At 62.1% G+C, this 23669-nt stretch carries 24 protein-coding genes; 10 read left to right on the forward strand and 14 right to left on the reverse strand.

Annotation, left to right across the window (positions count from 1 at the left end; all coding sequences use genetic code 11):
• Window positions 1-3 precede the first annotated feature (3 nt).
• Complete coding sequence (gene rocF, locus ON753_RS20835; protein WP_265965067.1) at window positions 4-945, reverse strand: arginase; 942 nt, start codon at window positions 943-945, stop codon at window positions 4-6.
• A gap of 130 nt (window positions 946-1075) precedes the next feature.
• Between rocF and ON753_RS20840 the strand changes: the two genes are divergently transcribed.
• Complete coding sequence (locus tag ON753_RS20840; RefSeq protein WP_265965068.1) at window positions 1076-1537, forward strand: Lrp/AsnC family transcriptional regulator; 462 nt, start codon at window positions 1076-1078, stop codon at window positions 1535-1537.
• 100 nt (window positions 1538-1637) lie between these two features.
• The gene (locus ON753_RS20845; protein WP_265965069.1) at window positions 1638-2555 is read left to right on the forward strand and encodes a bifunctional helix-turn-helix domain-containing protein/methylated-DNA--[protein]-cysteine S-methyltransferase; all 918 of its coding nucleotides are present in this window, start codon (window positions 1638-1640) and stop codon (window positions 2553-2555) included.
• Window positions 2556-2715: 160 nt separating this feature from the next.
• On the opposite strand, the gene ON753_RS20850 is transcribed toward ON753_RS20845, so the two are convergent.
• Window positions 2716-3312, reverse strand: coding sequence for a hypothetical protein (locus ON753_RS20850; RefSeq protein WP_265965071.1), 597 nt, complete (start codon window positions 3310-3312; stop codon window positions 2716-2718).
• Between ON753_RS20850 and ON753_RS20855 the strand changes: the two genes are divergently transcribed.
• Window positions 3311-3445 carry a hypothetical protein gene (locus ON753_RS20855; RefSeq protein WP_265965074.1) on the forward strand — a complete coding sequence of 45 codons (135 nt, stop codon included), beginning with the start codon at window positions 3311-3313 and terminating at the stop codon, window positions 3443-3445. The genes ON753_RS20850 and ON753_RS20855 overlap by 2 nt on opposite strands.
• Window positions 3446-3968: 523 nt before the next feature.
• Here ON753_RS20855 and ON753_RS20860 read toward each other — a convergent pair.
• From ON753_RS20860 to trpA, 5 genes are all read right to left on the reverse strand, one after another.
• Entirely contained in the window at window positions 3969-4154 is a 186-nt protein-coding gene (locus tag ON753_RS20860; protein WP_418068011.1) for a transposase, read from the reverse strand.
• A 232-nt stretch (window positions 4155-4386) separates the two neighbouring features.
• Entirely contained in the window at window positions 4387-5649 is a 1263-nt protein-coding gene (locus tag ON753_RS20865; RefSeq protein WP_265965077.1) for a hypothetical protein, read from the reverse strand.
• Between the two features lie 88 nt (window positions 5650-5737).
• Entirely contained in the window at window positions 5738-7054 is a 1317-nt protein-coding gene (locus ON753_RS20870; RefSeq protein ID WP_265965080.1) for a bifunctional folylpolyglutamate synthase/dihydrofolate synthase, read from the reverse strand.
• A gap of 166 nt (window positions 7055-7220) precedes the next feature.
• Complete coding sequence (gene accD / locus ON753_RS20875; RefSeq protein WP_265965082.1) at window positions 7221-8189, reverse strand: acetyl-CoA carboxylase, carboxyltransferase subunit beta; 969 nt, start codon at window positions 8187-8189, stop codon at window positions 7221-7223.
• Between the two features lie 68 nt (window positions 8190-8257).
• Window positions 8258-9091 (reverse strand): tryptophan synthase subunit alpha, encoded by an 834-nt coding sequence (gene trpA, locus ON753_RS20880; protein ID WP_265965084.1) that lies wholly within the window; start codon window positions 9089-9091, stop codon window positions 8258-8260.
• Window positions 9092-9407: 316 nt separating this feature from the next.
• Here trpA and ON753_RS20885 point away from each other — a divergent pair, with 316 nt between their 5' ends.
• Complete coding sequence (locus ON753_RS20885; RefSeq protein WP_265965086.1) at window positions 9408-9644, forward strand: hypothetical protein; 237 nt, start codon at window positions 9408-9410, stop codon at window positions 9642-9644.
• 78 nt (window positions 9645-9722) lie between these two features.
• Here ON753_RS20885 and ON753_RS20890 read toward each other — a convergent pair whose 3' ends face one another.
• From ON753_RS20890 to ON753_RS20910, 5 genes are all read right to left on the reverse strand, one after another.
• Window positions 9723-9893: a hypothetical protein gene (locus ON753_RS20890; protein WP_265965088.1), complete on the reverse strand. Its 171-nt coding sequence runs from the start codon at window positions 9891-9893 to the stop codon at window positions 9723-9725.
• Window positions 9894-10125: 232 nt separating this feature from the next.
• Entirely contained in the window at window positions 10126-11340 is a 1215-nt protein-coding gene (gene trpB, locus ON753_RS20895) for a tryptophan synthase subunit beta (RefSeq protein ID WP_265965090.1), read from the reverse strand.
• Between the two features lie 34 nt (window positions 11341-11374).
• Window positions 11375-12019 carry a phosphoribosylanthranilate isomerase gene (locus ON753_RS20900; RefSeq protein WP_265965092.1) on the reverse strand — a complete coding sequence of 215 codons (645 nt, stop codon included), beginning with the start codon at window positions 12017-12019 and terminating at the stop codon, window positions 11375-11377.
• 159 nt (window positions 12020-12178) lie between these two features.
• Window positions 12179-12466, reverse strand: coding sequence for a GIY-YIG nuclease family protein (locus tag ON753_RS20905; protein WP_265965094.1), 288 nt, complete (start codon window positions 12464-12466; stop codon window positions 12179-12181).
• 185 nt (window positions 12467-12651) lie between these two features.
• Entirely contained in the window at window positions 12652-14934 is a 2283-nt protein-coding gene (locus ON753_RS20910; RefSeq protein WP_265965096.1) for an NADP-dependent malic enzyme, read from the reverse strand.
• Window positions 14935-15067: 133 nt separating this feature from the next.
• On the opposite strand from ON753_RS20910, the gene mutS reads away from it, so the two are divergent.
• Both mutS and ON753_RS20920 read left to right on the forward strand, forming a co-directional pair.
• Window positions 15068-17794, forward strand: coding sequence for a DNA mismatch repair protein MutS (gene mutS, locus ON753_RS20915; protein ID WP_265965097.1), 2727 nt, complete (start codon window positions 15068-15070; stop codon window positions 17792-17794).
• A gap of 103 nt (window positions 17795-17897) precedes the next feature.
• Entirely contained in the window at window positions 17898-19094 is a 1197-nt protein-coding gene (locus ON753_RS20920) for an MFS transporter (RefSeq protein ID WP_265965098.1), read from the forward strand.
• Window positions 19095-19096: 2 nt separating this feature from the next.
• Here the strand turns inward: ON753_RS20920 and ON753_RS20925 are convergent, their stop codons facing one another.
• Window positions 19097-19618: a DUF2244 domain-containing protein gene (locus ON753_RS20925; RefSeq protein WP_265965100.1), complete on the reverse strand. Its 522-nt coding sequence runs from the start codon at window positions 19616-19618 to the stop codon at window positions 19097-19099.
• Between the two features lie 22 nt (window positions 19619-19640).
• Here ON753_RS20925 and nth point away from each other — a divergent pair, with 22 nt between their 5' ends.
• On the forward strand, window positions 19641-20456 hold the full coding sequence (gene nth / locus ON753_RS20930) for an endonuclease III (RefSeq protein WP_265965101.1): 816 nt from the start codon (window positions 19641-19643) through the stop codon (window positions 20454-20456).
• On the forward strand, window positions 20453-21013 hold the full coding sequence (locus tag ON753_RS20935) for a GNAT family N-acetyltransferase (protein WP_265965104.1): 561 nt from the start codon (window positions 20453-20455) through the stop codon (window positions 21011-21013). The genes nth and ON753_RS20935 overlap by 4 nt, the downstream gene beginning before the upstream one ends.
• 13 nt (window positions 21014-21026) lie before the next feature.
• Here ON753_RS20935 and irrA read toward each other — a convergent pair whose 3' ends face one another.
• Entirely contained in the window at window positions 21027-21446 is a 420-nt protein-coding gene (gene irrA / locus ON753_RS20940; RefSeq protein ID WP_265965106.1) for an iron response transcriptional regulator IrrA, read from the reverse strand.
• Between the two features lie 351 nt (window positions 21447-21797).
• Between irrA and fabA the strand changes: the two genes are divergently transcribed.
• On the forward strand, window positions 21798-22304 hold the full coding sequence (gene fabA, locus ON753_RS20945; RefSeq protein ID WP_265965108.1) for a 3-hydroxyacyl-[acyl-carrier-protein] dehydratase FabA: 507 nt from the start codon (window positions 21798-21800) through the stop codon (window positions 22302-22304).
• A gap of 137 nt (window positions 22305-22441) precedes the next feature.
• Window positions 22442-23665, forward strand: coding sequence for a beta-ketoacyl-ACP synthase I (fabB, locus tag ON753_RS20950; protein ID WP_265965110.1), 1224 nt, complete (start codon window positions 22442-22444; stop codon window positions 23663-23665).
• Window positions 23666-23669: the final 4 nt, after the last annotated feature.

Below are 23669 nucleotides of genomic sequence, written 5' to 3' on the forward strand. Positions count from 1 at the left end.
CCTCTAGAAGCTTCTTGTCGGACGGTCGAAGACGCGGCGGCCGAAGAGGCTGCCGGTCAGGTCGACCATCAGGCGCGCGGTTTTTCCGCGTTCATCCAGGAACGGGTTGAGCTCAACCAGGTCGAGCGAGGTGACGAGGCCGCTGTCATGGAGCATTTCCATGACCAGATGCGCCTCGCGGAAAGTGGCGCCGCCCGGCACGGTGGTGCCGACGGCCGGGGCGATTTCCGGGTCGAGGAAATCGACATCCAGGCTGACATGCAGAAGACCGTTGGCCTCGCGGACCCGGTCCAGAAACGGCGTGAGCAGGGTGCCGACGCCGGATTCGTCGATGCGGCGCATGTCGCTGACACCGACACCGAGGCCGATCAGCATCTCGCGTTCGGCATCATCGACAGAGCGCACGCCCATGATCTCGACATTTTCGGGGCTCACCGGGTGTTCCAGCGGCGCGCCGAGCAGATCGTCGAAGCCGGACAGGCCGCACAGAAACGCCAGGGGTGTCCCGTGAAGATTGCCGCTGGCGGTGCTGTCCAGGGTGTGAAAATCCGAATGGGCGTCGAGCCAGAGCACGAAGAGCGGCCGGCCTTGCGCCGCCGCGGCTCTGGCCTGGCCGGATACGGTACCGGCCGCCATCGAGTGGTCGCCGCCGAGATAAATCGGGAAAACCGGCGAAGAGCCGAGATCCGCCGCCTTGGCGTGAAGAGCCCGGGTCCAGCCGATATAGGTCTCGTAGTTCCTCAGGACCGGATTGGGCGGAGCCACGTTTCCCGGGTGAACGAGCCTGACATTGCCATGATCGGTGACCGAATGGCCCAGCGCCTTCAGCGTCTCGCCCAATCCCGCGGTCCGGTAAGCATCCGGCCCCATGACGCAGCCTTTCTGACCGGCGCCGTCATTGACCGGCGCGCCCACCAGAACGATCTCTCTCCTGACCACGTTCACATTGCCCTCCGCCCGAATTTCATATTGCGAAAATTGTGTCGGACCGGCGCGGCGGAGTAAATCCGGCGACTTGATAAAATGCGCAGCCGGATTTACCATTCCGATAAGCTCAATTGGCCGAAATGGTAATATGGACGATCTGGATCTCCGATTAATCTCGCTGCTGCGTCATGACGGCCGCCGTTCGGTGTCCGATTTGGCAGGTGACCTGAAGGTCTCCCGGGCGACCGTGAGGGCCCGAATGGAAAAGCTGGTGGACACCGGGGAAATCCTCGGCTTCACGGCCGTTTTGCGCGACGACTGGCGCGACCTGCCTATCCGCGCGGTCACCCTCGTGGTGGTTGACGGGCACAATACCGGGCCGGTGACGCGCTCCTTAAGCGCGATGACGGAAATCCGCGCGATACACACCACCAACGGCAAGTGGGACCTGGTGCTCGACATCGCCACGCGCGACCTTGCCGCGTTCGACGATGCGCTGAACCGGATCCGGCTGATCGAGGGGATCGCAGGCACGGAAACCAACCTTCTGCTGACCACGCGCAAGGGGCCTGCCGTGTCCGCAAGCGAGTTCAAGGACGCGGTCCGTTAGGACAGGGGCGCGGTTTGCGGCGGCAGGCTCGCAAATCGGGTCGCGCTCGGCATGTGCGCGGCCTAACATCGGACCAGGCTCAAGACATGAAGTATCCGAAATGACCAGAGCGTTCGACCTTGCCGGCCTCGCGCCGGATCCCAAGCCGATTTCCGTGGGCGCGGAAGCCGCGGAGTATTATGCCGTCGTCCGACAGACCCTGAAGCGAATCACCCTGGACTGGCGCGAGCAGCCGACGCTGGAGCAACTGGCCCGGGAAGTGAACCTGCAACCCATCCAGTTGCAGCGGGTGTTTTCGCGCTGGGCGGGCCTGACGCCGAAACAGTTCCTGCAGGCGATTACACTGGATTACGCCAAGGCCATGCTGCGGGACTCGGCAAGCGTTCTCGACGCCTCCTACGAAGTCGGCCTGTCCGGCCCCTCCCGCCTGCATGACCTCTTTGTCACCCATGAAGCCATGACCCCGGGCGATTACCGCAGCCGGGGCGCCGGCCTGAGCATCGCCTACGGCTTTCACCCCTCGCCCTTCGGGCAGGTTCTCGTCATGGCGACGGACAAGGGCCTTGCCGGGCTCGGATTTGCCGATCCGGGCAGCGAGAGCGCCGCGCTGGAGGACATGTGCCGCCGCTGGCCCGCCGCGCAGTTCCTCCAGGACCAGGAAGCCACGACCCGCTTTGCGGCCCGCGTCTTCGACCCGGAAAAATGGCGGCAGGACCAGCCGCTCAATGTCGTCATGATCGGCACGGATTTCGAAATCCGTGTCTGGCGGACGCTTCTGAAAATCCCGATGGGCCAGGCAACCACCTATTCCGACATCGCCGCCAGCCTCGGCAATCCCAAGGCGTCCCGGGCGGTCGGAACGGCGGTCGGGCGCAATCCACTTTCCTTCGTCGTGCCCTGTCACCGGGTTCTGGCAAAAGGCGGCAAGCTCGGCGGCTATCACTGGGGCCTCACCCGCAAACGCGCCATCCTCGGCTGGGAAAGCGGGCTGTCGGCGCCGGTTCTGGAGTGCGTTTGAGAGGGTGATTACCCCCACCCCTAACCCCTCCCCACAAGGGGAATTATATACTTGACGTACCAAGATCGTGATAAGTCTGATTCCCCTGAGGAAATCGAAGTCACGCCTGAGATGATTGAGGCGGGGCTATTTGCCCTGTCTCGGTTTGAAGAAGGTGATCCTAAGACCCAGATGGTAGAGGCAGTTTTTCGCGCGATGCGTGATACGCGATGCCAACAATTACATGCATGCCCTTCAAGCGTTCGATGAACTCGTCAATTTCATCTGACACCTCTTTAAGCACCTCAGGACACAGCATGCGTCCTTCTGGTTTTATGCGCTTTTTTCCCTTCAGGCCTTGTTTGTGGGCGTCTTGTTCCCATTTTCCGCGGGTGTTCGTTACGCACCAGCTTTTGAGTTCTTTTGGTCGGCTCCAGGTTCCATGAACACACAAGTCTCGAAAGGATGACAGTTCCTCGGCTTGCTTATAAATCGCTTTGTATTCTTTAAGCAGGTCGCCAGCTAGTTCAACTCCATCGGCTTCCATCAAATCGAGTATCATTGCCAAACGATCAGTAAGGCGCGGCTCTCTTATTGCTATGCGACCAACGATATCGCTAACGTCGATTAATTCATAAATGAGTCGTTGAATGCTCTCCTCGGCGTATGACCAGCGGGTTACAATTCGGCCTATTCCGGCACTCATCTTCTCTGGAAGATCGTATCGAGCTTTGGACTCGATAAGTCCGGTTTCGACAAATTTAGTAGAGCTAGGCATGTCAGACACCGATAAAAAACCAGATCAGGAAAAGGGCGACGAGATCCTAAGGCGGATGCTCAACACGCCCCCGAAGCCGCATACAGAGAAACCACCGCGCAAAAATGAGGATGGTGATGAGCCTGGAGATTGATGCGTTAGATGCGTTAGCGACAGCGCTCGCGGAGCATGGCCATAGTTGGTCCACCCGCGAGCGCTCGCTTTACGAGGATGCTGTTACTTCTTTGTCCCGTAAGGGCTTTGATTTGTCGGCTTCAGCGACACATTTTCAGAACTTGCCTTCGAATATATCGAGTCCTCTGAGCGCCCCAACTTCAGGCCGATAACCCTTGTTGGAGTGTTCCCGTCAGCAAGTTTCTTTAGCGCCTGAATATCATCTTTAGACCACGACTTGCCGTGGTTTTTTGGCGTTTTGACCATTAAAGGCCCTTTCTGTGCTGTTCGCAGAGAGAGGGCTTGCATACTCGAACGAGTCAGGTAATTTCGGTTCCGTAATCACTAGCGAGCCCTCTATCGGCTTGTTTCAGTGAGTGGTGGGCACGGTCCAGGTGCCCACCACTTTTCACCGAAAACCGATTCTTACGCATGGGCAAGCTGCATATCAGGTTGTCCCCGGTGTTTTCGTTCGTTTTCGAAATAACTTACGCGCCTTCTGCTTAAGCGTGCGCGCTTTCGTCAATCCGCCGATAGGTGAGACGCTTACCGCGAGCGCCTTCAAGAAGCTTATCGGCGCGCTCTTTGTCGGAAATCTTGAGGGAAGCACGGTAGTTGTAACGGAAATTAAATTCCGCCAGATAGCGCTTGAGGTGAGCTTCTGAGACGTGGTGGTAAACACCTATGATATACCGCGCTTGAGAATGGCAAAGTAGCCCTCTGCGGTGTTGGAATAGGCATGGCCGCGCACGTACTCACGAGCGCTGTGGGTCAACCTTCTCATGGCGGGCAAACTCCTGCCGTCGGCTTTCAGCTCTCTCAGCATCCGCCACAACGCCCTTTCGCCCTTCGTCTGATCGGACCGGAGCTTTCTTGCGAGGCGCCTGGTCGAGCCGCTGATCCGCGTGGCGACATGGTGGTTTAGTGAACCGACCCCGCCGGCATCGGGTAGTTGCCGGTGATTTCCCAGCCGAAGGAGGCGATGCGTTCGGCGGCCATGGGCGTCACGTCGCCGGTGACCAGGAAGTCGACGCCCGAAGGCGGCAAGGCCAGGTCCCTGAGGCCTTCCTGCAGGGTGGAAAAGGTCCGGGCGGCCGTTTCGGTCCAGGCGACGATATCCAGCGGCATGACGACGGCCGCGATTCCGTCCCGCCGGATGGCGACCGGGATGCCGGACACCAGCTTCATGTCGCCGAGAGGAGATATGCTGCGATTATACGTCTCAAGCAGAACCACGCGGCGGAGCTGGAAATAGGCGACGTCCCTGCTGTCCGCCTCGGCGGCCTTGGCGGCGACCAGTTCCAGGTCCCGGACGCCGGGCATCGCCTGAAGCTGATAGGCGATGACCGCCTTTTCGGTGGCGGTGTAAAAGGGACTGGCCGAAATGTTCGTGATCGTGGCTTCCGAGACCCCGGCATTGCGGAACGCGGCCGCCGTGCGGTCCTGTAATTCCGACGGGGTGCTGTCGACAACGAGATTGCGGTAATCGTCGGCGGCGCTGGCCGTGTTGACGATGAGGCCCCCGGGCAACAGGCCGGTGATTGCCTTGACGGTCCAGCTTCCCGCGGCCGTGACGCTGGCGGTTTCATTCAGCTTGTCCGAAAGGGGCCGATAGAAGGTGTACGGGTCGACGCCGAGGTCGACGGCGAGTTCCCGGCGCGCACTGCCCTGACCGGTGATCGTGCTGGCAATCTCGGCCGGCGAGCCGCCCTTGCCGGTCGCCACGGCTTCCACGCCCTTGGCCAGGCGGCCGAACATGCGCCCGACGCCGGAGACGGTGCTTTTTGCGGTTCCGACCGGGTCCGTCACGGTGCTTCCGACAAAGTCGACGGGTTTCATCGCCGCCTGTTTCAGGCCAGCCATGAAACTTGCGTCCTTCTTGAGCCCTTCCAGCGCGACGAGCACGCGCATTTCCGACAGCCGGAGCTTCAAGAGGCCGTCGCCCTCGACCTGTTCGACGCCGAGATCCGTCTGGAGCTGATAGATGCGCAGGAAACCGTCACTGCGCACGGGCGGCAGAACCGCATAGCCGGGACCCAGCTCCTTGCCGTCCAGGACGACGGCCGGGTCCTGTTCCGGCGGCGTTTCATACTGTCCGGAAAGCGCCAGGGCGGGGCCGGCCAGGACAAACGCTCCTGTCATCAGCCCGGCAAGCCAGGCTGGAGCCTTAAACAAGTGACGCATCATTGGGGCCTCCTGGACCGACCTGCTTTCAGGTCGATCTTTCTTCAAGTGCTGGTGGCGCGCCGGGACCTCGTCTCAGGACGTCCCCTTAAGTCGGCGCCATGGCGTTGCGGGCCAGTATTTCGCCGGCGAGATAAAGCGAACCGCAGATCAGGATCCTCGGCGCTTCACCGTCCTTTGCCGCACAGGCTGCCACGTCCGCAAGCGCCGCGTCCAGCGAGGGGAACGGCGTTGCCTCCAGCCCGGCGCACCGGGCAAGATCAGCGAGTTCCTCCGGCGTTCTTCCGGTTGTCGCCGTTGACACCGGCACCGTGCCGACATGGCGCACCAGCCCTTCAAAGGCCCGGAAAAACCCGACCGGGTCCTTGGTCGTGAGCATGCCGGTGACGAGGTAGAGCGGGCGCGGGGCGCGCTCTTCCTGTTCGCCCATGAATTCGGCGACGGAAATACCGGCGCTCGGATTATGGCCGCCATCGACCCAGACTTCCGAATCGGGCGGGCACAGGTCGAAGATCGGGCCGTGCATCAGCGGCTGGAGCCGGCCCGGCCAGTTCACCGATTTCAGACCCTCGGCGATGACGCCCGGCTCCGGCAGCAGCCCGGCCGTTTTCAAGGCGGCGAGCGCCAGGCCCGCATTGGCGATCTGATAGCGGCCGTTGAGCACCGGCAGCGGCAGGTCGATCAGTTCCTCGTCATCCTGATAGACGAGCCGGCCCTGGTCCTCCTGGGCGGCGAAATCCTGGCCGCAGACGCTCAGGTCCGCGCGGTTGCGGGCCGCCTGTCGTGCGATCACGCGCAGGGCCGCATCGTCCTGCTCCGCGCACGCGACCGGCGTCTCCCACTTGATGATACCTGCCTTCTCGGCCGCGATCGCCGCCACATCCTCTCCCAGGAACTTTTCGTGATCCAAGGAGATGGCCGTGATGACGCATGCCAGCGGACGGTCGATAACGTTGGTCGCGTCCAGACGCCCGCCAAGTCCCACTTCCAGAAGCAGAACGTCCGCCGGATTCTCGGCGAACAGCAGGAAGGCGGCGGCGGTGGTGATCTCGAAAAACGTGATCTCCTCGCCGCAATTGGCTTCCTCGCAGCGGTGCAGCGCGTCATAGAGCAGGGGATCGGACACGAACTTCCCGTCCGTTCCAAGCCGGATGCGCTCGTTGAACGAGACCAGGTGCGGCGACGTATAGACGTGGCAGCGCCTGCCCGAGGCTTCCAGGACCGCGCGCATGGTGGCGGTCACGGAGCCCTTGCCGTTGGTCCCGGCAACATGGATGACCGGTGGCAAACGCTTTTCCGGATTGCCAAGCGCCGCAAGCAGCCGGTGCATGCGCCCGAGCGAGAGGTCGATCTCCTTCGGGTGCAGAGCCAGCAACCGGTCGAGGATTGTGGTGATTTGATCCAAGGCGCCCTCCGCAGGGTCCCTTCGTCCCGTGTTCAGCATGTTACCGATTGTACCGGGGTCAGTCCCTCAGATACGCCTTTACGAGATGGCCGCCGGCAAGACAAGCGGACAGCTCTTAATCGTCATCTCATGCCGCTTTCACGACATCTGGCGGGAAAAATGAATCTCAACCGGCTGTTCCGGTCTCTTTTTCGGGTTTGTCGGCCGGTTCGTCGGGCTCGACTTCGACTGCCGGTTCCGGCTCCGGTTCCGCGGGGGCCTCCAGCGCCATGTGCGGCAGCTCGACCTCACGCTTCATCAGGATGCTGCAGATCCGGGAGACGGTATCCTTCATCTGCTGGCGCGGCACGACCATATCGATCATGCCGTGGTCGAGGAGGTATTCGGCCGTCTGGAAATCGTCCGGAAGCTTTTCGCGCACCGTCTGCTCGATGACCCGCCGGCCGGCAAAACCGATCTGTGCACCCGGCTCGGCGATCTGCACATCGCCCAGCATTGCATAGGAGGCGGACACGCCGCCGGTGGTCGGGTTGGTCAGGACGACGATATAGGGAAGGCCCGCTTCGCGCAGCATCTGAATGCCAACGGTGGTGCGCGGCATCTGCATCAGCGACAGGATGCCCTCCTGCATGCGGGCACCGCCGGAGGCGGCGAACATCACGAACGGGGTCCCGTCTTCCACGGCCTTCAGCATGCCTGCAAGGATGGCCTCGCCAACGGCCATGCCGAGGGATCCGCCGACGAAGCTGAAATCCTGCACGGCGGCGGTGATGTCCACGCCGTTGACCTTGCCCTGGGCGACATGGATGGCTTCTTCCTCGCCGGTCTTGGACCGGGCTTCCTTCATGCGTTCGCTATAGCGCTTGTTGTCACGGAACCTGAGCGGATCTGCCTGCACGTCCGGCGTCTTGACGCGGGTATACTGGCCCTCGTCGAAAAACGATTCCAGACGCTTGCGCGCCGGGATGCGCATGTGGTGGCCGGAATTCGGAATGACCCACAGATTGGCCTCCAGATCCCGGTGAAACACCATCTCGCCAGTTTCCGGGCACTTGATCCAGAGGTTCTCCGGAACTTCGCGCTTCTTCCAAAGATCTCGGATCTTGGGGCGTACGATAGAGTTGATCCAGTTCACGTCAAACGCGTCCGTGTGTTCGAGTTGTCGTCTGGCGGAGATATGGGCTTCCGCCGGAAATCTTCAATTCACGCCGAGCGTGCCCGGGCGCAGCCGGCGGCGAGATCGGCAACCAGGTCGGTCACGGCCCGAACGGTCCCGTCCGTTGCACGGCCGGCCTCGTCCAGACTGTTGCGGATGGCGTTGACCAGAACCGACCCGACGACGACGCCATCGGCGTCCTTGCCGATGACGGCAGCCTGTTCCGCGGTCTTGACGCCGAAGCCGACGGCGACCGGCAGGTCGGTGTGCTTCTTGATGCGATTGACCGCCGCGGTGACCCGGCCCGTATCGGCGATGTCGGCACCGGTGATACCGGTCACCGAGACGTAATAAACGAAACCGGACGTATTGGCCAGAACGGCGGGAAGCCGCTTGTCGTCCGTGGTCGGGGTCGCCAGGCGGATGAAATTCAGTCCCGCTTCGATCGCCGGAATGCAGAGTTCATCGTCGGCCTCTGCCGGAATGTCGACGATGATGAAGCCGTCGACCCCGGCGTCCCTTGCAACCTCGACGAATTTTTTCGGCTCGCGAACATAGATCGGATTGTAGTAGCCCATCAGGATGATGGGTGTGTCCTGATCCTGTTTGCGGAACGCGCGCACCATGTCCAGCGTCTTGTCCATGGTCTGGCCGGCGGCCAGGGCCCGCTGGTTGCCAAGCTGGATCGGAATGCCTTCCGCCATCGGATCGGAAAACGGCATGCCGAGCTCGATCACGTCGGCGCCGGCGGCGGGAAGGGCGTTGAGAACGGCTTGCGAGGTCTGCAGATCCGGATCGCCCGCGGTGATGAACGTGACCAGAGCCGGCCGGCCGGCATCCGCACAGGCTTTAAAACGGCGGTCGATACGCGTTTCCGTCATTCACTGCTACCCTTCTTCAAGCCTTTCTCACGTGTTTCAGGCTTTTTCGTTCCTGCGATGTACGAGGGCAGCGCGTCCTATGTCAATCTATCAATGCACAAACGGGACGGAATAGCCGTCGTGAATTCCGGCACGTTCACCAGAAATCCGGAGCACCGGCGACCCCGGATCGCGCAGCCTTCCGGCATTCCGGCGCAGGATTGCCGTTTCTGCATGGCTCAACCGCGAGTTACGCACGATTGACTGCTGGAAAAATGCACTGCGTGCGCCTATGTTCGGTATTATCAAGCCATCGAACAAAAACAAGGAGCCGAAATTGGCCCATTCCCTCTTCGAACCCGCCCCGGCCCCGCTGAGCGAAAAGCTTTGGCGGCGCATGATAGGCATCGGCACTGGTCGTGCGCCGCATGCGGCCCAGGTCCATGGCGCCATCGAACAGACAGATCCTGTCTTGCTGCAGCAGGCGGCAAATCTGGATGCGCGCGGCCGCCAGCAGCTTCTCGAGGCGGTTCTGACGGCCAAGCCGATCGCAAAACAAAAGCCGCGCGCCTGAACGCACGGCTTTCGAGTCGATCAAGAGACCCGGCCCCATTCCCGAGGCAAGCGTCGTCGTGTGATCAGTCCGGTCCGGTCAACGCCGCTTGAAATGCCTGTTGAAGGCGCGGCTGGCGATCTGGTTACGCTCCAGGCCGAGATCGGACAACTGAGCATCGGACATGTAGTTCATGCGCTCGATTTCGCTGGCGACCCGGCGAGCAGCGCGAATGTCGCGGAAGAAGCCGCTCAAAAGATCGAATGCCATTTCCTTGTTCCTTCGCAGTGGGCACATCGGAGCCCGTTTCCTTGGCCCAGATCTAATCCTTGCCGGGCAAGTCACAACCGACAAGTTTGCATTGCAGCATTTCCAAAAACGTAGGGCTGGTTAACCGAATAGTTCGACGGCACCGTGAGGCGGTCGATCCAAACGAAAAGCCGCGCGTCTTTGAAAGCGCGCGGCTACGTCTGTTAACGCTGAAATCGTCGGCAGAAGCCGATCAGAGATCGAAGCCCAGCATCTTGCCGACCGTGAAGACGTCCTTGTCGCCGCGTCCGCACAGGTTCATGACCAGGATCTGGTCCTTGTCCATCTGCGGCGCCAGCTTGACGACGTGGGCAAGTGCGTGGGCCGGCTCGAGCGCCGGGATGATGCCTTCGACGCGGGTGAGAAGCTGGAAGGCTTCCAGAGCTTCATCGTCCATGACGGGCACATATTGCACGCGGCCGATTTCCTTCAGCCAGGAATGCTCCGGCCCGATGCCCGGATAGTCGAGGCCGGCGGAGATGGAGTGGCCTTCCAGGATCTGTCCGTCGTCGTCCTGGAGAAGATATGTCCGGTTGCCGTGCAGAACACCGGGTTTCCCGGCGGTCAGCGAAGCGCAGTGCTCTTCGCCTTCAAGACCCCGGCCACCGGCTTCGACGCCGTAGATCTTGACGTCCTTGTCATCCAGGAACGGGTGGAACAGGCCAATGGCGTTGGAGCCGCCGCCGACGGCCGCCACCAGCGCGTCCGGAAGACGGCCCTCGGCTTCCATCATCTGCTCGCGCAGTTCCTTACCGATCACCGACTGGAAATCACGCACCATTTCCGGATAGGGGTGCGGGCCGGCGGCGGTGCCGATCAGATAATAGGTGTCGTCGACATTGGTCACCCAGTCGCGCAGCGCCTCGTTCATGGCATCCTTGAGCGTGCCGGCACCGGCGGTGACCGGAACGATTTCCGCGCCAAGCAGCTTCATGCGAAAGACGTTCGGCTTCTGCCGCTCCACATCGGTCTTGCCCATATAGACGACGCAGGGCAGGCCGAAGCGCGCGCAGACCGTGGCCGTTGCCACGCCATGCTGGCCGGCGCCGGTTTCCGCGATGATGCGCGTCTTGCCCATGCGCTTGGCCAGGAGAATCTGGCCGAGGCAGTTGTTGATCTTGTGGGAGCCGGTGTGGTTCAGCTCGTCGCGCTTGAAATAGATCTTCGCGCCGCCAAGCTCCTCGGTGAGGCGCTCGGCGAAATAGAGCGGCGACGGGCGGCCCGTGTAGTGCTTGTTGAGATTTTCGATCTCGGCATGGAAGGCTGGATCGTTCTTGGCATCCTTGTAGTGCTGCTCCAAGTCCAGGATCAGCGGCATCAGCGTTTCGGCGACATAGCGACCGCCGAAAATGCCGAAATGCCCGCGATCGTCCGGACCCTTCCGGATGCTGTTCGCCAAATCGTTCACGCGTAAACTCCTCGAGTAACCGGTTGCCCGGAAATCAGACGCCTTTGGCCGCAGCCACAAAAGCGCGAATGAGATCGGCGTCCTTGACGCCCTTTTCCCGCTCGACACCGGAGGAGACGTCGACCGCCGTCACCCCGCTCTGCCGGATGGCCTCCCTGACATTGTCCGCATCCAGTCCCCCGGAAAGCATGAAGGGCTTCTGAAGGTCAAGGTCTTTCAGAAGGGTCCAGTCGTAGGAGACGCCGTTGCCGCCAGGCAGTTCGGACCCGGGGGGCGGTTTGGCGTCGAACAGGAGCCAGTCCGCGACAATGTCATAATAATGCGCCTGTTCCAGGTCCGCCTTTTCGGCAACCGGCACCGCCTTCATGACCTTCGTGCCCTGCATGACCTTTATTGCCGCGCAGGCTTCCGGGGCCTCGGTACCGTGCAGCTGGAAGATGTCGGGCTTCACAAGCTCGTTGATCCGCGACAGGCCGTCCGGATCCATATTGACCGTCAGCGCCACGATCTCCGCCTTGCCACGGGCCATGTCCGCCAGCCTGCAGGCCTGGCTCAGCGTAACATGGCGCGGGCTCTTTGGAAAAAACATCAGACCCACCATGTCCGCCCCGGCGTCCAGGGCAGCTTCCATGGTGTCCTCGGTGGAGAGACCGCAGATTTTGACTTTCATATCCGACATAATCTGGAGATATCGCCCTTGCGGCCGGGTTTGTCAAAAGAGAATGGATCCGGCCGGGCAATTGCCGGTGTGGAGAGCCCGAACTTCCGCTGATAAGGAGAGAAATGCACCTCTGCGTACCCGCTCGTGCCGCGCTTGGCCGGGAAGACGCGGTGGCGTCTAGCAATTCAGGGCGAGATAGAGGTCGTCCCATCGCGGATTCATTGCCTCGATCAGCTCAAATTTCCATTTGCGTCGCCAACGTATTATTTGTTTTTCGCGCTTTATCGCCGTGGCAATCTCGGGATAGTTTTCATACCAGACCAGTGATTTTACGCCGTAGCGTTCCGAAAACCCCTCGATCAGCCCTTCGCGGTGTTCGTAAATCCTGCGGGCCAGATCGGTGGTCACGCCCGTATAGAGCGTTTCGTAGGGACGTGATGCGAGGATGTAGACCCAGGCTGACAAGGATTCAGACCTATTTCACCAATCGAATACTGTGGCTCTCCGATCCCGGCTCGCGCCGCGCTTGGCCGGGATGACGAACGAGCGAGGGACGCACTGTCTTCTCCTCATCATCCCGGACGCAGCGTAGCGGAGATCCGGGATCGGAGAGCCCGAACCTCCGCTGTTTTTCGCTGTCGGGAAGGCGATCACGTCACATTGAACGCCGCGATTGCCGCCATGTTGACGATGTCGCTGTCCTTGGCGCCGAGGGGCACGATCTGGATGGGCTTGTCGAAGCCGACCAGGAGCGGGCCAATGACGGTGGCGCCGCCCAGTTCCTGCAGCATCTTGGTGGAGATGGACGCAGAGTGGAAGGCGGGCATCACGAGGACGTTGGCGGGGCCGGTAAGGCGGCAGAACGGATAGACGGCCATCCGGTCCAGGTTGAGGGCGACATCGGCGGCCATTTCGCCGTCATACTCGAAATCGACCCGGCGCCGGTCGAGGATCTTCACGGCTTCCTGGACCTTTTCCGAGCGCTCGCCCTTCGGGTGGCCGAATGTCGAATAGGCCAGCATCGCGACCCGCGGCTCGTAACCGAGCTTGCGGGCGACATGGGCCGCCTCCTCCGCGATATCGGCCAGTTCCTCCGAAGTCGGCATGTCGATGACGGCGGTATCGGCGATCAGCACCGTGCGGCCGCGCGCAAGGGCCAGGGAAACGCCGATGACCCGGTGGCCCGGCTTCGGGTCGATGGTGGCGGCGACCGTTTCCAGGGCAACCGAATAGTTGCGGGTGAGACCGGTGACCATGGCGTCCGCGTCGCCCCGCGCGACCATGATGGCGCCCCAGTAGTTGCGGTCGTTGTTGACGATGCGCTGGCAATCGCGCAGCAGGTAGCCTTGGCGCTGCAGGCGGCCGTAGAGATACTGCGCATAGTCGGCGTTGCGGTTCGACAGACGCGCGTTCTCGATGGAGATTCCCGGCCGCTCGATATCGATTCCCGCATGCTCGGCCATGGCCTGGATCTCGTCCTCGCGGCCGATCAGGATCGCCTCGCCGAGACCCTGCGATACGAAGCTGACCGCCGCGCGCATGACCGGTTCCTCCTCGCCTTCGGCAAAGACAACCCGTTTCGGCTGCTGGCGGACCTTGGAGAAGATCCGCTGCAAGGTGCCGGCCACCGGATCGCGCCGCGCGGACAGCTGGTGCTTGTAGGCCTCCATGTCGACGATCGGCCGGCGGGCAACGCCCGACTCCATGGCGGCCTTGGCGACCGCGAGCGGAATCGTGTGGATCAGGCGCGGGTCGAACGGAACGGGAATGATGTATTCGGGACCGAATTTCGGCCGCGTGCCGCGGTAGGCGGCCGCCACTTCGTCGGGAACCTCTTCGCGGGCAAGCTCCGCCAGGGCCTCGGCGCAGGCCACTTTCATCTGGTCGTTGATGGTGGTTGCCTGAACGTCCAGCGCGCCGCGGAAGATATACGGGAAGCCGAGGACATTGTTGACCTGGTTGGGGTAATCGGAGCGGCCGGTCGCGACGATCGCGTCATCGCGGATGCTCGCGGCTTCCTCCGGGGTGATTTCCGGATCCGGGTTGGCCATGGCGAAGATGATCGGATTGGGCGCCATCACGCGCAGCATGTCGGCCGTGAGCGCTCCCTTGACCGATACGCCGAAGAAGACGTCCGCACCCTTCAGCGCGTCATAGAGCGAGCGGGCCTTGGTTTCGATGGCATGGGCGGATTTCCACTGGTTCATGCCCTCCTCGCGGCCCTGGTAGATCACGCCCTTGGTGTCGCAGAGCGTGACGTTCTGATGGGGAATGCCCATGGCCTTGATGAGTTCGATACAGGCGATCCCGGCGGCGCCGGCACCGTTGCAGACGATTTTCGTGTCCTTCATGTCCCGGCCCGTCAGGTGCAGGGCGTTGATGAGACCGGCCGCGGCGATGATGGCCGTGCCGTGCTGGTCGTCGTGAAAGACTGGAATGTCCATCACCTCGCGCAGGCGCTGCTCGATGATGAAACAGTCCGGCGCCTTGATGTCTTCCAGGTTGATGCCGCCGAAGGATGGGCCGAGATAACGCACGGAATTGATGAATTCATCGACGTCCTGGGTATCGATCTCCAGGTCGATGGAATCGACATCGGCAAAGCGCTTGAAGAGCACCGCCTTGCCCTCCATCACCGGCTTGGACGCCAGTGCGCCCAGATTGCCCAGCCCCAGGATGGCGGTTCCGTTGGAAATCACCGCCACTAGGTTGCCCTTGGTGGTGTAGTCATAGGCGCGGCTCGGATCCTCCGCGATCGCCAGCACTGGAACCGCCACGCCGGGGGAATAGGCCAGCGACAGGTCGCGCTGCGTGGCCATCGGTTTGGTCGGCGTGATCTCCAGTTTTCCCGGCCGCCCTTCCTGGTGGAATTGGAGCGCTTCCTGATCGGTAAAGCTGACAGCTGTCTTGGTCGGTTTCTTGTCGGCGGCCATGGCGCGGGCGTTCCCTCTTTATCGTGTTCGTTGTATCGCGGCGCTTGACCTTATCCCCTGGAAAATGAAGCCTCAAGCCGAGATGCCCTAACGCTTTTGTGGAATGAGCGTCCAAGTTTGTTAGGTATCAGGCATGAGTGGACAGAGCGCGCAAGAATTGGCCCCGGCGGACGCCAAAGTCACGCCGATGATGGCTCAGTATATCGAGATCAAGACCGCCAATCCGGACAGCCTGCTGTTTTACCGGATGGGCGATTTCTACGAGCTGTTTTTCGAAGATGCCGAAGTGGCCTCGAAGGCCCTGGGCATCACGCTCACCAAACGCGGCAAGCATCAGGGCGAGGACATCCCGATGTGCGGCGTTCCGGTTCACGCGGCCGACGACTACCTGCAGAAGCTGATCGCGAAAGGCCACCGGGTCTCCGTCTGCGAGCAGACCGAGGACCCCGCGGAAGCCCGCAAGCGCGGCTCGAAATCCGTCGTCCGGCGCGATGTCGTCCGGCTCGTCACGCCGGGCACCCTGACGGAAGAACGTCTGCTCGATGCGGGCGCCAACAACTACCTGATGGCGCTCACGCGCCTCAAGGGCGGTTCCCTGGAGGGCGACGCGGTCTACGGCCTCGCCTGGATCGACATGTCCACGGGCTCTTTCCAGGTCTCGGAAACCGACCATCAGCGGCTCGCGGCCGATCTTGCCCAGGTGTCGCCGCGCGAATTGATCCTGGCGGACAACCTGCTCCAGGAACGCGAACTCCGCCTGATGGCCGAGCAGGCGGGCGGGGCTCTGTCGCCCGTTCCCCGCGCGTTTTTCGACAGTTCCACGGCCGCCGACCGGCTGGCGCATTATTTCGGCGTGAAGACGCTCGACGGTTTCGGAACCTTCAGCCGGGCGGAACTTTCAGCCGCTGCCGGGATCCTCGCCTATGTCGAGAAGACCCAGCTGGGCGAACGTCCGCCGCTGGACCCGCCGGTGCGCGAGGCCGGCGCCGGACGAATGCTGATCGACCCGGCAACCCGCGCCAATCTCGAGCTGTCCCGCACGCTTTCCGGCGAACGGCAGGGCTCGCTGCTCGCCACGATCGACCGGACGGTTACCGGCGGCGGCTCCCGGCTTCTGGCAAGCCGGCTTGCCGGGCCGCTGGTGAATGTCGACGGCATCCATCGCCGGCACGACGCCGTCGCCTTCTTCCTCGAAAACGAAATCATGCGCGAAGGCCTGCGCCAGATGCTGAAGGGCGCGCCGGACATGGCGCGGGCGCTGTCGCGCATTGCGCTGAACCGGGGCGGGCCGCGCGACATTCTCGCCGTCGCCCAGGGGCTGGCGGCGGCCCGGGCCGTTCTCGACCAGACCAGTGCAACGGCGGGCGTCATTCCGGAGGAAATCGCCGCGGCAAGGGCAAGCCTGGAACAGGCTCCCCACGAACTCGGCGCGGAGCTCACCTCGGCCATCCGCGAAGAGCCGCCGCTTCTGAAGCGCGACGGCGGCTTCGTCGCCACCGGCTACAGCGCCGACCTCGATGAATTGCGCTCGCTGCGCGATGAGAGCCGCAAGATTATCGCCAGGCTGCAGGCGGAATATGCCGAGGAACTGGGCCTGCGCTCGCTGAAGATCAAGCACAACAACGTGCTGGGCTGGTTCATCGAGGCGCCGAGCGCACAGACCGAGAAGCTGACATCGGATCCCGGCCGGTTCATCCACCGCCAGACGATGGCGGGCGCCATGCGCTTCACCACGCGCGAACTGGCGGATCTTGAATCCAAGATCGCCAGCGCGGGGGAACGGTCGCTTGCCATCGAACTGGAAATCTTCGACCGCCTGGCCAGGGCGGTCATCGACGCGGGCGACGCCATCAAGGCGGCCGCCCACGGCCTGAGCATCCTCGACGTGTCGGCGGCGCTGGCAAAACTGGCCCAGGAGGATAACTACGTCCGTCCGCTGGTCGACGACAGCCGCGCCTTCGACATCAAGGGCGGCCGCCATCCCGTCGTCGAGCAGGCGCTGAGAAAATCCGGCGGCGACGGTTTCGTTGCAAACGACGCGGATCTCGGTCCGCGCGGCGAAGAAGAGATCGGCCATATCTGGCTGATCACCGGTCCGAACATGGCCGGTAAATCAACTTTCCTGCGCCAGAACGCGCTGATTGCCGTCCTTGCCCAGACGGGGGCTTTCGTGCCGGCTTCGAGCGCCCATATCGGCGTGATCGACCGGCTGTTCTCCCGCGTCGGGGCGGCGGACGATCTTGCCCGCGGCCGCTCCACCTTCATGGTGGAAATGGTCGAGACGGCGGCGATTCTCAACCAGGCGAGCGACCGGTCGCTGGTCATTCTAGACGAAATCGGCCGGGGCACGGCGACCTTCGACGGTCTGTCGATCGCCTGGGCAACGATCGAGCACCTGCATGAGGTCAACAGGTCCCGGGCGCTGTTCGCGACCCATTATCATGAACTGACCGCGCTTTCCGCCAAGCTCGACCGGCTGTCCAACGCCACCGTGTCGGTGAAGGAATGGAAGGGCGACGTGATCTTCCTGCACGAGATCGTGCCGGGCGCAGCCGACCGGTCTTACGGCATACAGGTGGCCAAGCTCGCCGGATTGCCGGCAACGGTGGTCGAGCGGTCCAGGCAGGTGCTGAGCCAGCTCGAAGAGCAGGACCGCCGGGCGCCGCCCGAAACCCTGATCGACGAATTGCCGCTGTTCGCAAGCCTCGCCGCACGACAGCCCAGCGTAACCGGTGGCTCAGCGGAGCCGGATCCGATGACCGAAGCGTTGAAAGAGATCAATCCGGACGACATGACGCCCCGCGAGGCGCTCGAAGCGCTTTACCGCCTGAAGACCCTTCAGGCGGGCAGGGACGATTGACTGCCGAGCGTGGCGGCCTGAGCGGATATCCCTAGTGACATCTCGAAACCGGAGGTTTAGGCTTGGTGTCCTGCCTCTTTCCCGCCTACCCGGTTTCCATCTCATGAGATTTCTGCCGCAGCTGCCCCGCCAGGGGGTGCTGATCTTTCTGTTTCTGTTCGTCGGCACGGTTTGCGCGTCGTCGCTGATTCCGATGATCGGCTTCTTCATCGTGACCGGGCTCGGCGAACCGCCCTGGAAGATCGGCCTCTATACAGGCTTCACCGCGCCGCTGACGCTGTTGTGCAACCGGCGCGTTGGGGAATGGCTGGATAGCGGCATGCGGGTCAAGCCGTTGTTGCTGGTGGCGATCCTGGCGTTTCTCATGTTCTGCCTGCTCATGCTGCAAGGGCCGAATCTGCTGGCGCTGGTGCTGTTGGGCGGCCTTTTCATGAGCGTCGCCAACACCGCGCTGAGCACGAGCTTCACCTATGGCCGTCTCTATGCGGAACGAAACGGGCTGGACGTCACCAAGACCAACGCGACCTTGCGGATGGCGACGTCGCTGGCCTGGATGACCGGGCCGGCGCTGTCCTATTCCCTTATCGGGCTATTCGGATTCGACGCCGTGTTCCGGCTTGCAGGGCTTATGGGCCTGGGCTGGCTCGCCTTCTGGTTCTTCAGCATTCCCGGAGATTTCAGGGCGCCTCCGAGAGAAAAGCATCCGTCCGGCAACGGCGCCGTCAATTGGGGCATGCTGTTTGCCGCTTTGTGCTGCCTCAGCTTCGTGGTCACCAATTCGCTCTTCGTCAGCAGCATGCCGCTTTATCTGGTGACGGAAATCAATCTACCCGAATATACGCCCGGTCTTTCCCTCAGCGTGAAATGCTTCTTCGAAGTCGTGACGATTTACTCCGCCGCGCGCATTGCGCTTCGCACCGGTGTGCGCACGGTCCTGATCGCCGCGGCCTGCACCGCCTTCACGACCATGATGCTCTTCACGCAAGTGACCAGCATCGCCGGCGTCGTTGCCGTCGCAATGCTCGAGGGCACCTATTACGGCCTGTTTGCGGGGGTTGCCATCACCTATGTGCAGAGTTTCGCACCGGACAAGCCGGGCCGGGCAACCGCCGTCTTCATGAACAGCCTGTTCCTGGGAGGCATGCTCGGCAGCATTTCCATGGGGCTGATTGCGGACAGCTTCGATTACCGGACCGTGGTCTTTGTCGCCAGCCTGATTTCCGTTTGCGCCGGCCTGCTTCTGGCAATCGAGCCGATGGTGATCCGCAAGACCAGGGCCCTCGCGGAACAGCGAAGCTGAGGTCAGACGCCGCCGGCCTTTGCGGTTGCCAGGGCATTCGCGATGGCTCCGGCGAAACTTGTCCGGTCGTCGGGATTCAGGAAATTGCCGATATCGACGGTTTCGCCGCGGCTGGTCAGAGAAATCCTGACAACGCCCTCATCCTCGAGCCGGTCGATCGTCAGCCGCACCCAGACGGGATTGAACCGGAATTCCTGACACCGGTTGCCCGGGCCGACCTTGCGGATCGTGATTTCGTGCCGGGAAATCACGACTTCCTCAAAGGCGCGCGCCGAGCTGTAGTTCATCCGGAACGCCATCCACATCAGCGCAACGTCCAGACCGAAGAACCCGAACACGGGCCAGGCGCCGATGCGCCAGAACAGAATGCCGGCAACGAAACTGACGGCACCGAAGAATGCCATCAGGGTCAGGAATCCACGAGGCCCCAGAGAGCGGTAGGGCGTCAGGACGGCGGAAAAAAACGGCCGGTTCAAATCGGCCGATTCATCACCTGGATCAGGTTTCGGATTGTTCTCGCTCATGGGCTCAGATTATAGAAGGAACATGACGCAAGCAAAGAGCTCTCCCTCCAGCGCCGCAACCGGGCGTTCCGCAAAATCAGCCCCGAACCGGAAAAAGACGCCCTCGGTCGATAACCCCGGCAGGGTGCTGAAGCGCTCGCGCTACAGCAAGGCCGAAATATACGAGATCTTCCAGAGGTTTCACGCGGACAATCCGGAACCGAAGGGCGAACTGAACTATGTCAACGCCTTCACGCTGCTGGTGGCCGTGGTCCTGTCCGCCCAGGCGACCGATGTCGGCGTGAACAGGGCGACCAGACACCTGTTCGAGATCGCCGATACGCCCGAGAAGATGGTGGCGCTCGGCGAAGACCGGCTGCGGGAGGAAATCAGGACGATCGGCCTTTACAAGAACAAGGCAAAGAACGTCATCCTGCTGTCCCAACAACTCATCCGCGACCATGGCGGCGACGTTCCGGAAAACCGCGAAGCGCTGGAAAATCTGGCCGGCGTCGGCCGCAAGACCGCGAATGTGGTGCTGAACATCTATTTCGGCCATCCGACGATCGCCGTCGACACGCATCTTTTCCGGCTGGGCAACCGTCTCGGCCTCGCCCCGGGGAAGACGCCGCTGGACGTGGAAAAGGCGATGGAGAAAACCGTTCCCAAGGAATTTGCCCTGCACGCGCACCACTGGCTGATCCTGCATGGCCGCTACATCTGCAAGGCGCGCAAGCCGGAATGCCGGCGCTGCCTGATCTATGATCTTTGCAAGAGCCCGGAGAAGGAAAAGTTCGACGCCGTTCCGGAGATCGCGCTGCGGACCAGGGCGCTGGTCGACAAGGAGAGCGCGGCGTGAGCTTTCCGTCCGGATCCTTTCCGGCCGGCGAGCGGCTGCGCTTCCGCCTGCCGTCCCCTGATGACGCGGCCTTTTATCATCGGCTGATGAATGAGCCGGATTACATCCGCTTCATCGCCGACCACGGCGTGAAAACGATCGACGACGCAAGCCGGTATATCGAAGCCAAGTCCCTTGCCCGGTTCGCCACCTTTGGCGTCGGATTGTGGGTGGTGGAACTGAAGGAGACCGCAGAACCGATCGGCATTTGCGGACTGGTTGTGCGCAAGGAGCTCACCTATCCGGATCTGGGTTTTGCGTTTCTGGCGGCGTTTCGCGGACGGGGCCTTGGCCGGGAGGCCGGCCAGGCAGTGCTGACCCTTGCCTCAGACGGCCTGAAGCTGCGCACACTCTGCGCGATCACGCATCCGGACAACGTGCGCTCGGCCAATCTGCTCAAGAAAATCGGCTTCGAGGCCCACGGCCAGCGGCATCTCACCGAGATCGGCGAGACATCCGACTACTATTTATGGCAGCAGAGCGACGTCGAGAGCGGACTTGCGCAGGCGGCCCCGTGAGGATCGGTTGCGATCAGCGTCTTTCGCGCAGGCGGACGACGACGTCGACCCGCACCACTTCCATCCCGGCCGGCGCTTCCGGCAGCCTGCCGATGCCGACCCCTTCGCCCGGTATGTCGATGACCCGGTTCTCGCCCTCGATGAAGAAGTGGTGGTGGTCGGAGACGTTGGTGTCGAAATAGGTCTTGTTGCCGTCGATCGCGACTTCACGCAGAAGGCCGGCTTCGGTGAACTGGTGCAGGGTGTTGTAGACCGTGGCCAGCGACACCGGGACATCCGCCGCAACGGCTTCCTCGTGCAGGAGTTCGGCCGAGATGTGCCGGTCGCCCCTGGAATAAAGCAGCTCGGCCAGTGACACCCGCTGGCGCGTCGGCCGAAGACCTGCGGCCCGCAGCATGTCGGTCACATTCCTGCCGGCAGTTTCAGTCGCCATATGTGTCGTCATTCCAGTCTGGTCCAGATCTCAAGTCGCGTTCCAAACGGCATCATATAATGCGCACACGCGGTGCGCGACGCCGTCTCTTGAAGCTATTGGCCTATATCTGCCATTTCTTGTACCCAAGATGCAAGTTTTTAACGCTCCGCCGGATTCCGGCCGAATGTCGCAGCATTGGCCGCAATGACGCTCAAATCTGTCAAATTGAGCCGAAAAACCGAGTAACATCACGTAACAGGTATCTTTCGAAAGGGGTTCCCCTGTGTTACGAAGACGCCACAAACGAATGAAAACAAACCCGTTCCGCCTCCGGATGCCCCGGGCAGGATACAAGAAAACGGATCTTGAATGACCGAGCGCCGCTCCAGCTACGACTATGAAGCACTCCTCGCCTGCGGCCGCGGCGAGTTGTTTGGCCAAGGCAACGCGCAATTGCCCCTTCCGCCGATGCTGATGTTCGACCGGATCACGGATATTTCCGAAACCGGCGGCGAATTCGACAAGGGCTATGTCCGCGCCGAGTTCGACATCAAACCGGACCTGTGGTTCTTCCCGTGCCACTTTCAGGGCAATCCGGTGATGCCCGGATGCCTCGGCCTCGACGCGCTTTGGCAGCTGACCGGTTTCCATCTCGGCTGGCAGGGCCTGCCCGGCAAGGGCATGGCACTTTCCACGGGCGAAGTGAAGTTCAAGGGCATGGTGACGCCGGAAGTCAAGCTGGTCGAATACGGCGTGGACTTCAAACGGATCATGAAGGGTCGCCTGGTGCTCGGCATCGCCGATGGCTGGCTGAAGGCCGACGGCGAACAGATCTACAAGGCGACCGACCTGCGCGTGGGCCTGGCGCAGGCCTGACCCCAGGCCATAGAGTTCGATATCAGGCCGGCGCTTCTTCTTTCCCGGGAGCGCCGGTTTGCACATTGTGTACAGGCATGCGTGCTCTAAATCCTTTCGGAGCTATGCTGCACTTGAGAGAAAAGTAGGAGGCCGCAATGAGACGCGTTGTCGTCACCGGCATTGGAATCGTGTCGTCCATCGGATCGAACGCACAGGAAGTGCTGACGAGCCTGCGGGAGGGCAAGTCCGGTATCACTTTCGCCCCGGATTATGCGGAACACGGCTTCAGAAGCCAGGTCCACGGTAAACCCGACATCGATATCGCGTCTCTGGTCGACAAGCGCCAGCTTCGCTTCATGGGCGAGGGCGCGGCCTACAACTACATCGCCATGCAGCAGGCAATCGCCGACAGCGGCATGGAAGAAACCGATGTTTCCAACACCCGCACCGGCCTGATCATGGGATCCGGCGGACCGTCCACCAAGAACCTGTTCCAGGCTCACCAGACGGTTCTGGAAAAAGGCTCGCCGAAGCGCATGGGTCCGTTCATGGTGACCCGCTGCATGAGTTCGACCAACTCCGCCTGCCTTGCGACTCCGTTCAAGATCAAGGGCATCAACTATTCCATCACCTCCGCCTGCTCCACCTCCGCGCATTGCATCGGCGCGGCCACCGAGCAGATCCAGTTCGGCAAGCAGGACGTGATGTTTGCCGGCGGCGGCGAGGAGCTCGACTGGACCCTGTCGTGCCTGTTCGATGCCATGGGAGCCATGTCCTCCAAGTACAATGACACGCCGGCGAGCGCCTCCCGCGCCTATGACGCAACCCGCGACGGCTTCGTGATTGCCGGCGGCGGCGGTGTCGTGGTTCTGGAAGAGCTGGAACATGCCAAGGCCCGCGGCGCCAAGATCTACGCCGAAGTGACCGGTTATGCCGCCAATTCCGACGGCTACGACATGGTTGCCCCGTCCGGCGAGGGCGGTGAGCGCTGCATGCGTCTTGCCATCGAATCCCTGGGCGAGCGCAAGGTCAACTACATCAACACCCACGGAACCTCGACACCTGTCGGCGATCTCGGCGAGATCGAAGCCATCCGCCGCGTCTTCGGAGAAGACCAGCCGCCGGCGTCTTCCACCAAGTCCCTGACCGGCCACAGCCTTGGGGCCACCGGGGTTCAGGAAGCGATTTACTGTCTCTTGATGCTGCAAAATGATTTCATCGCCGCCTCGGCCAACATCACCGAGCTCGATCCGGCCCTCAAGCCTGGCGAGATCGCGATGGAGCGTGTTGACGACGCCGGACTGGATACCGTGCTCTCCAACAGCTTCGGCTTCGGCGGCACAAACGCGTCGCTCGCGCTGTCGCGTTACCACGGCTGAGGAG

This window comes from Roseibium salinum (assembly GCF_026240905.1).
GTDB lineage: Bacteria > Pseudomonadota > Alphaproteobacteria > Rhizobiales > Stappiaceae > Roseibium > Roseibium salinum.

Coding starts and splice junctions, on each gene's coding strand:
- ON753_RS20840 (WP_265965068.1), top strand. CDS start 1,076: ATGGACGATCTGGATCTCCGATTAATCTCGCTGCTGCGTCATGACGGC.
- ON753_RS20845 (WP_265965069.1), top strand. CDS start 1,638: ATGACCAGAGCGTTCGACCTTGCCGGCCTCGCGCCGGATCCCAAGCCG.
- ON753_RS20855 (WP_265965074.1), top strand. CDS start 3,311: ATGTCAGACACCGATAAAAAACCAGATCAGGAAAAGGGCGACGAGATC.
- ON753_RS20850 (WP_265965071.1), bottom strand. CDS start 3,312: ATGCCTAGCTCTACTAAATTTGTCGAAACCGGACTTATCGAGTCCAAA.
- ON753_RS20865 (WP_265965077.1), bottom strand. CDS start 5,649: ATGCGTCACTTGTTTAAGGCTCCAGCCTGGCTTGCCGGGCTGATGACA.
- trpA (WP_265965084.1), bottom strand. CDS start 9,091: ATGACGGAAACGCGTATCGACCGCCGTTTTAAAGCCTGTGCGGATGCC.
- ON753_RS20890 (WP_265965088.1), bottom strand. CDS start 9,893: ATGGCATTCGATCTTTTGAGCGGCTTCTTCCGCGACATTCGCGCTGCT.
- ON753_RS20900 (WP_265965092.1), bottom strand. CDS start 12,019: ATGTCGGATATGAAAGTCAAAATCTGCGGTCTCTCCACCGAGGACACC.
- ON753_RS20910 (WP_265965096.1), bottom strand. CDS start 14,934: ATGGCCGCCGACAAGAAACCGACCAAGACAGCTGTCAGCTTTACCGAT.
- mutS (WP_265965097.1), top strand. CDS start 15,068: ATGAGTGGACAGAGCGCGCAAGAATTGGCCCCGGCGGACGCCAAAGTC.
- ON753_RS20920 (WP_265965098.1), top strand. CDS start 17,898: ATGAGATTTCTGCCGCAGCTGCCCCGCCAGGGGGTGCTGATCTTTCTG.
- ON753_RS20925 (WP_265965100.1), bottom strand. CDS start 19,618: ATGAGCGAGAACAATCCGAAACCTGATCCAGGTGATGAATCGGCCGAT.
- nth (WP_265965101.1), top strand. CDS start 19,641: ATGACGCAAGCAAAGAGCTCTCCCTCCAGCGCCGCAACCGGGCGTTCC.
- irrA (WP_265965106.1), bottom strand. CDS start 21,446: ATGGCGACTGAAACTGCCGGCAGGAATGTGACCGACATGCTGCGGGCC.
- fabA (WP_265965108.1), top strand. CDS start 21,798: ATGACCGAGCGCCGCTCCAGCTACGACTATGAAGCACTCCTCGCCTGC.
- fabB (WP_265965110.1), top strand. CDS start 22,442: ATGAGACGCGTTGTCGTCACCGGCATTGGAATCGTGTCGTCCATCGGA.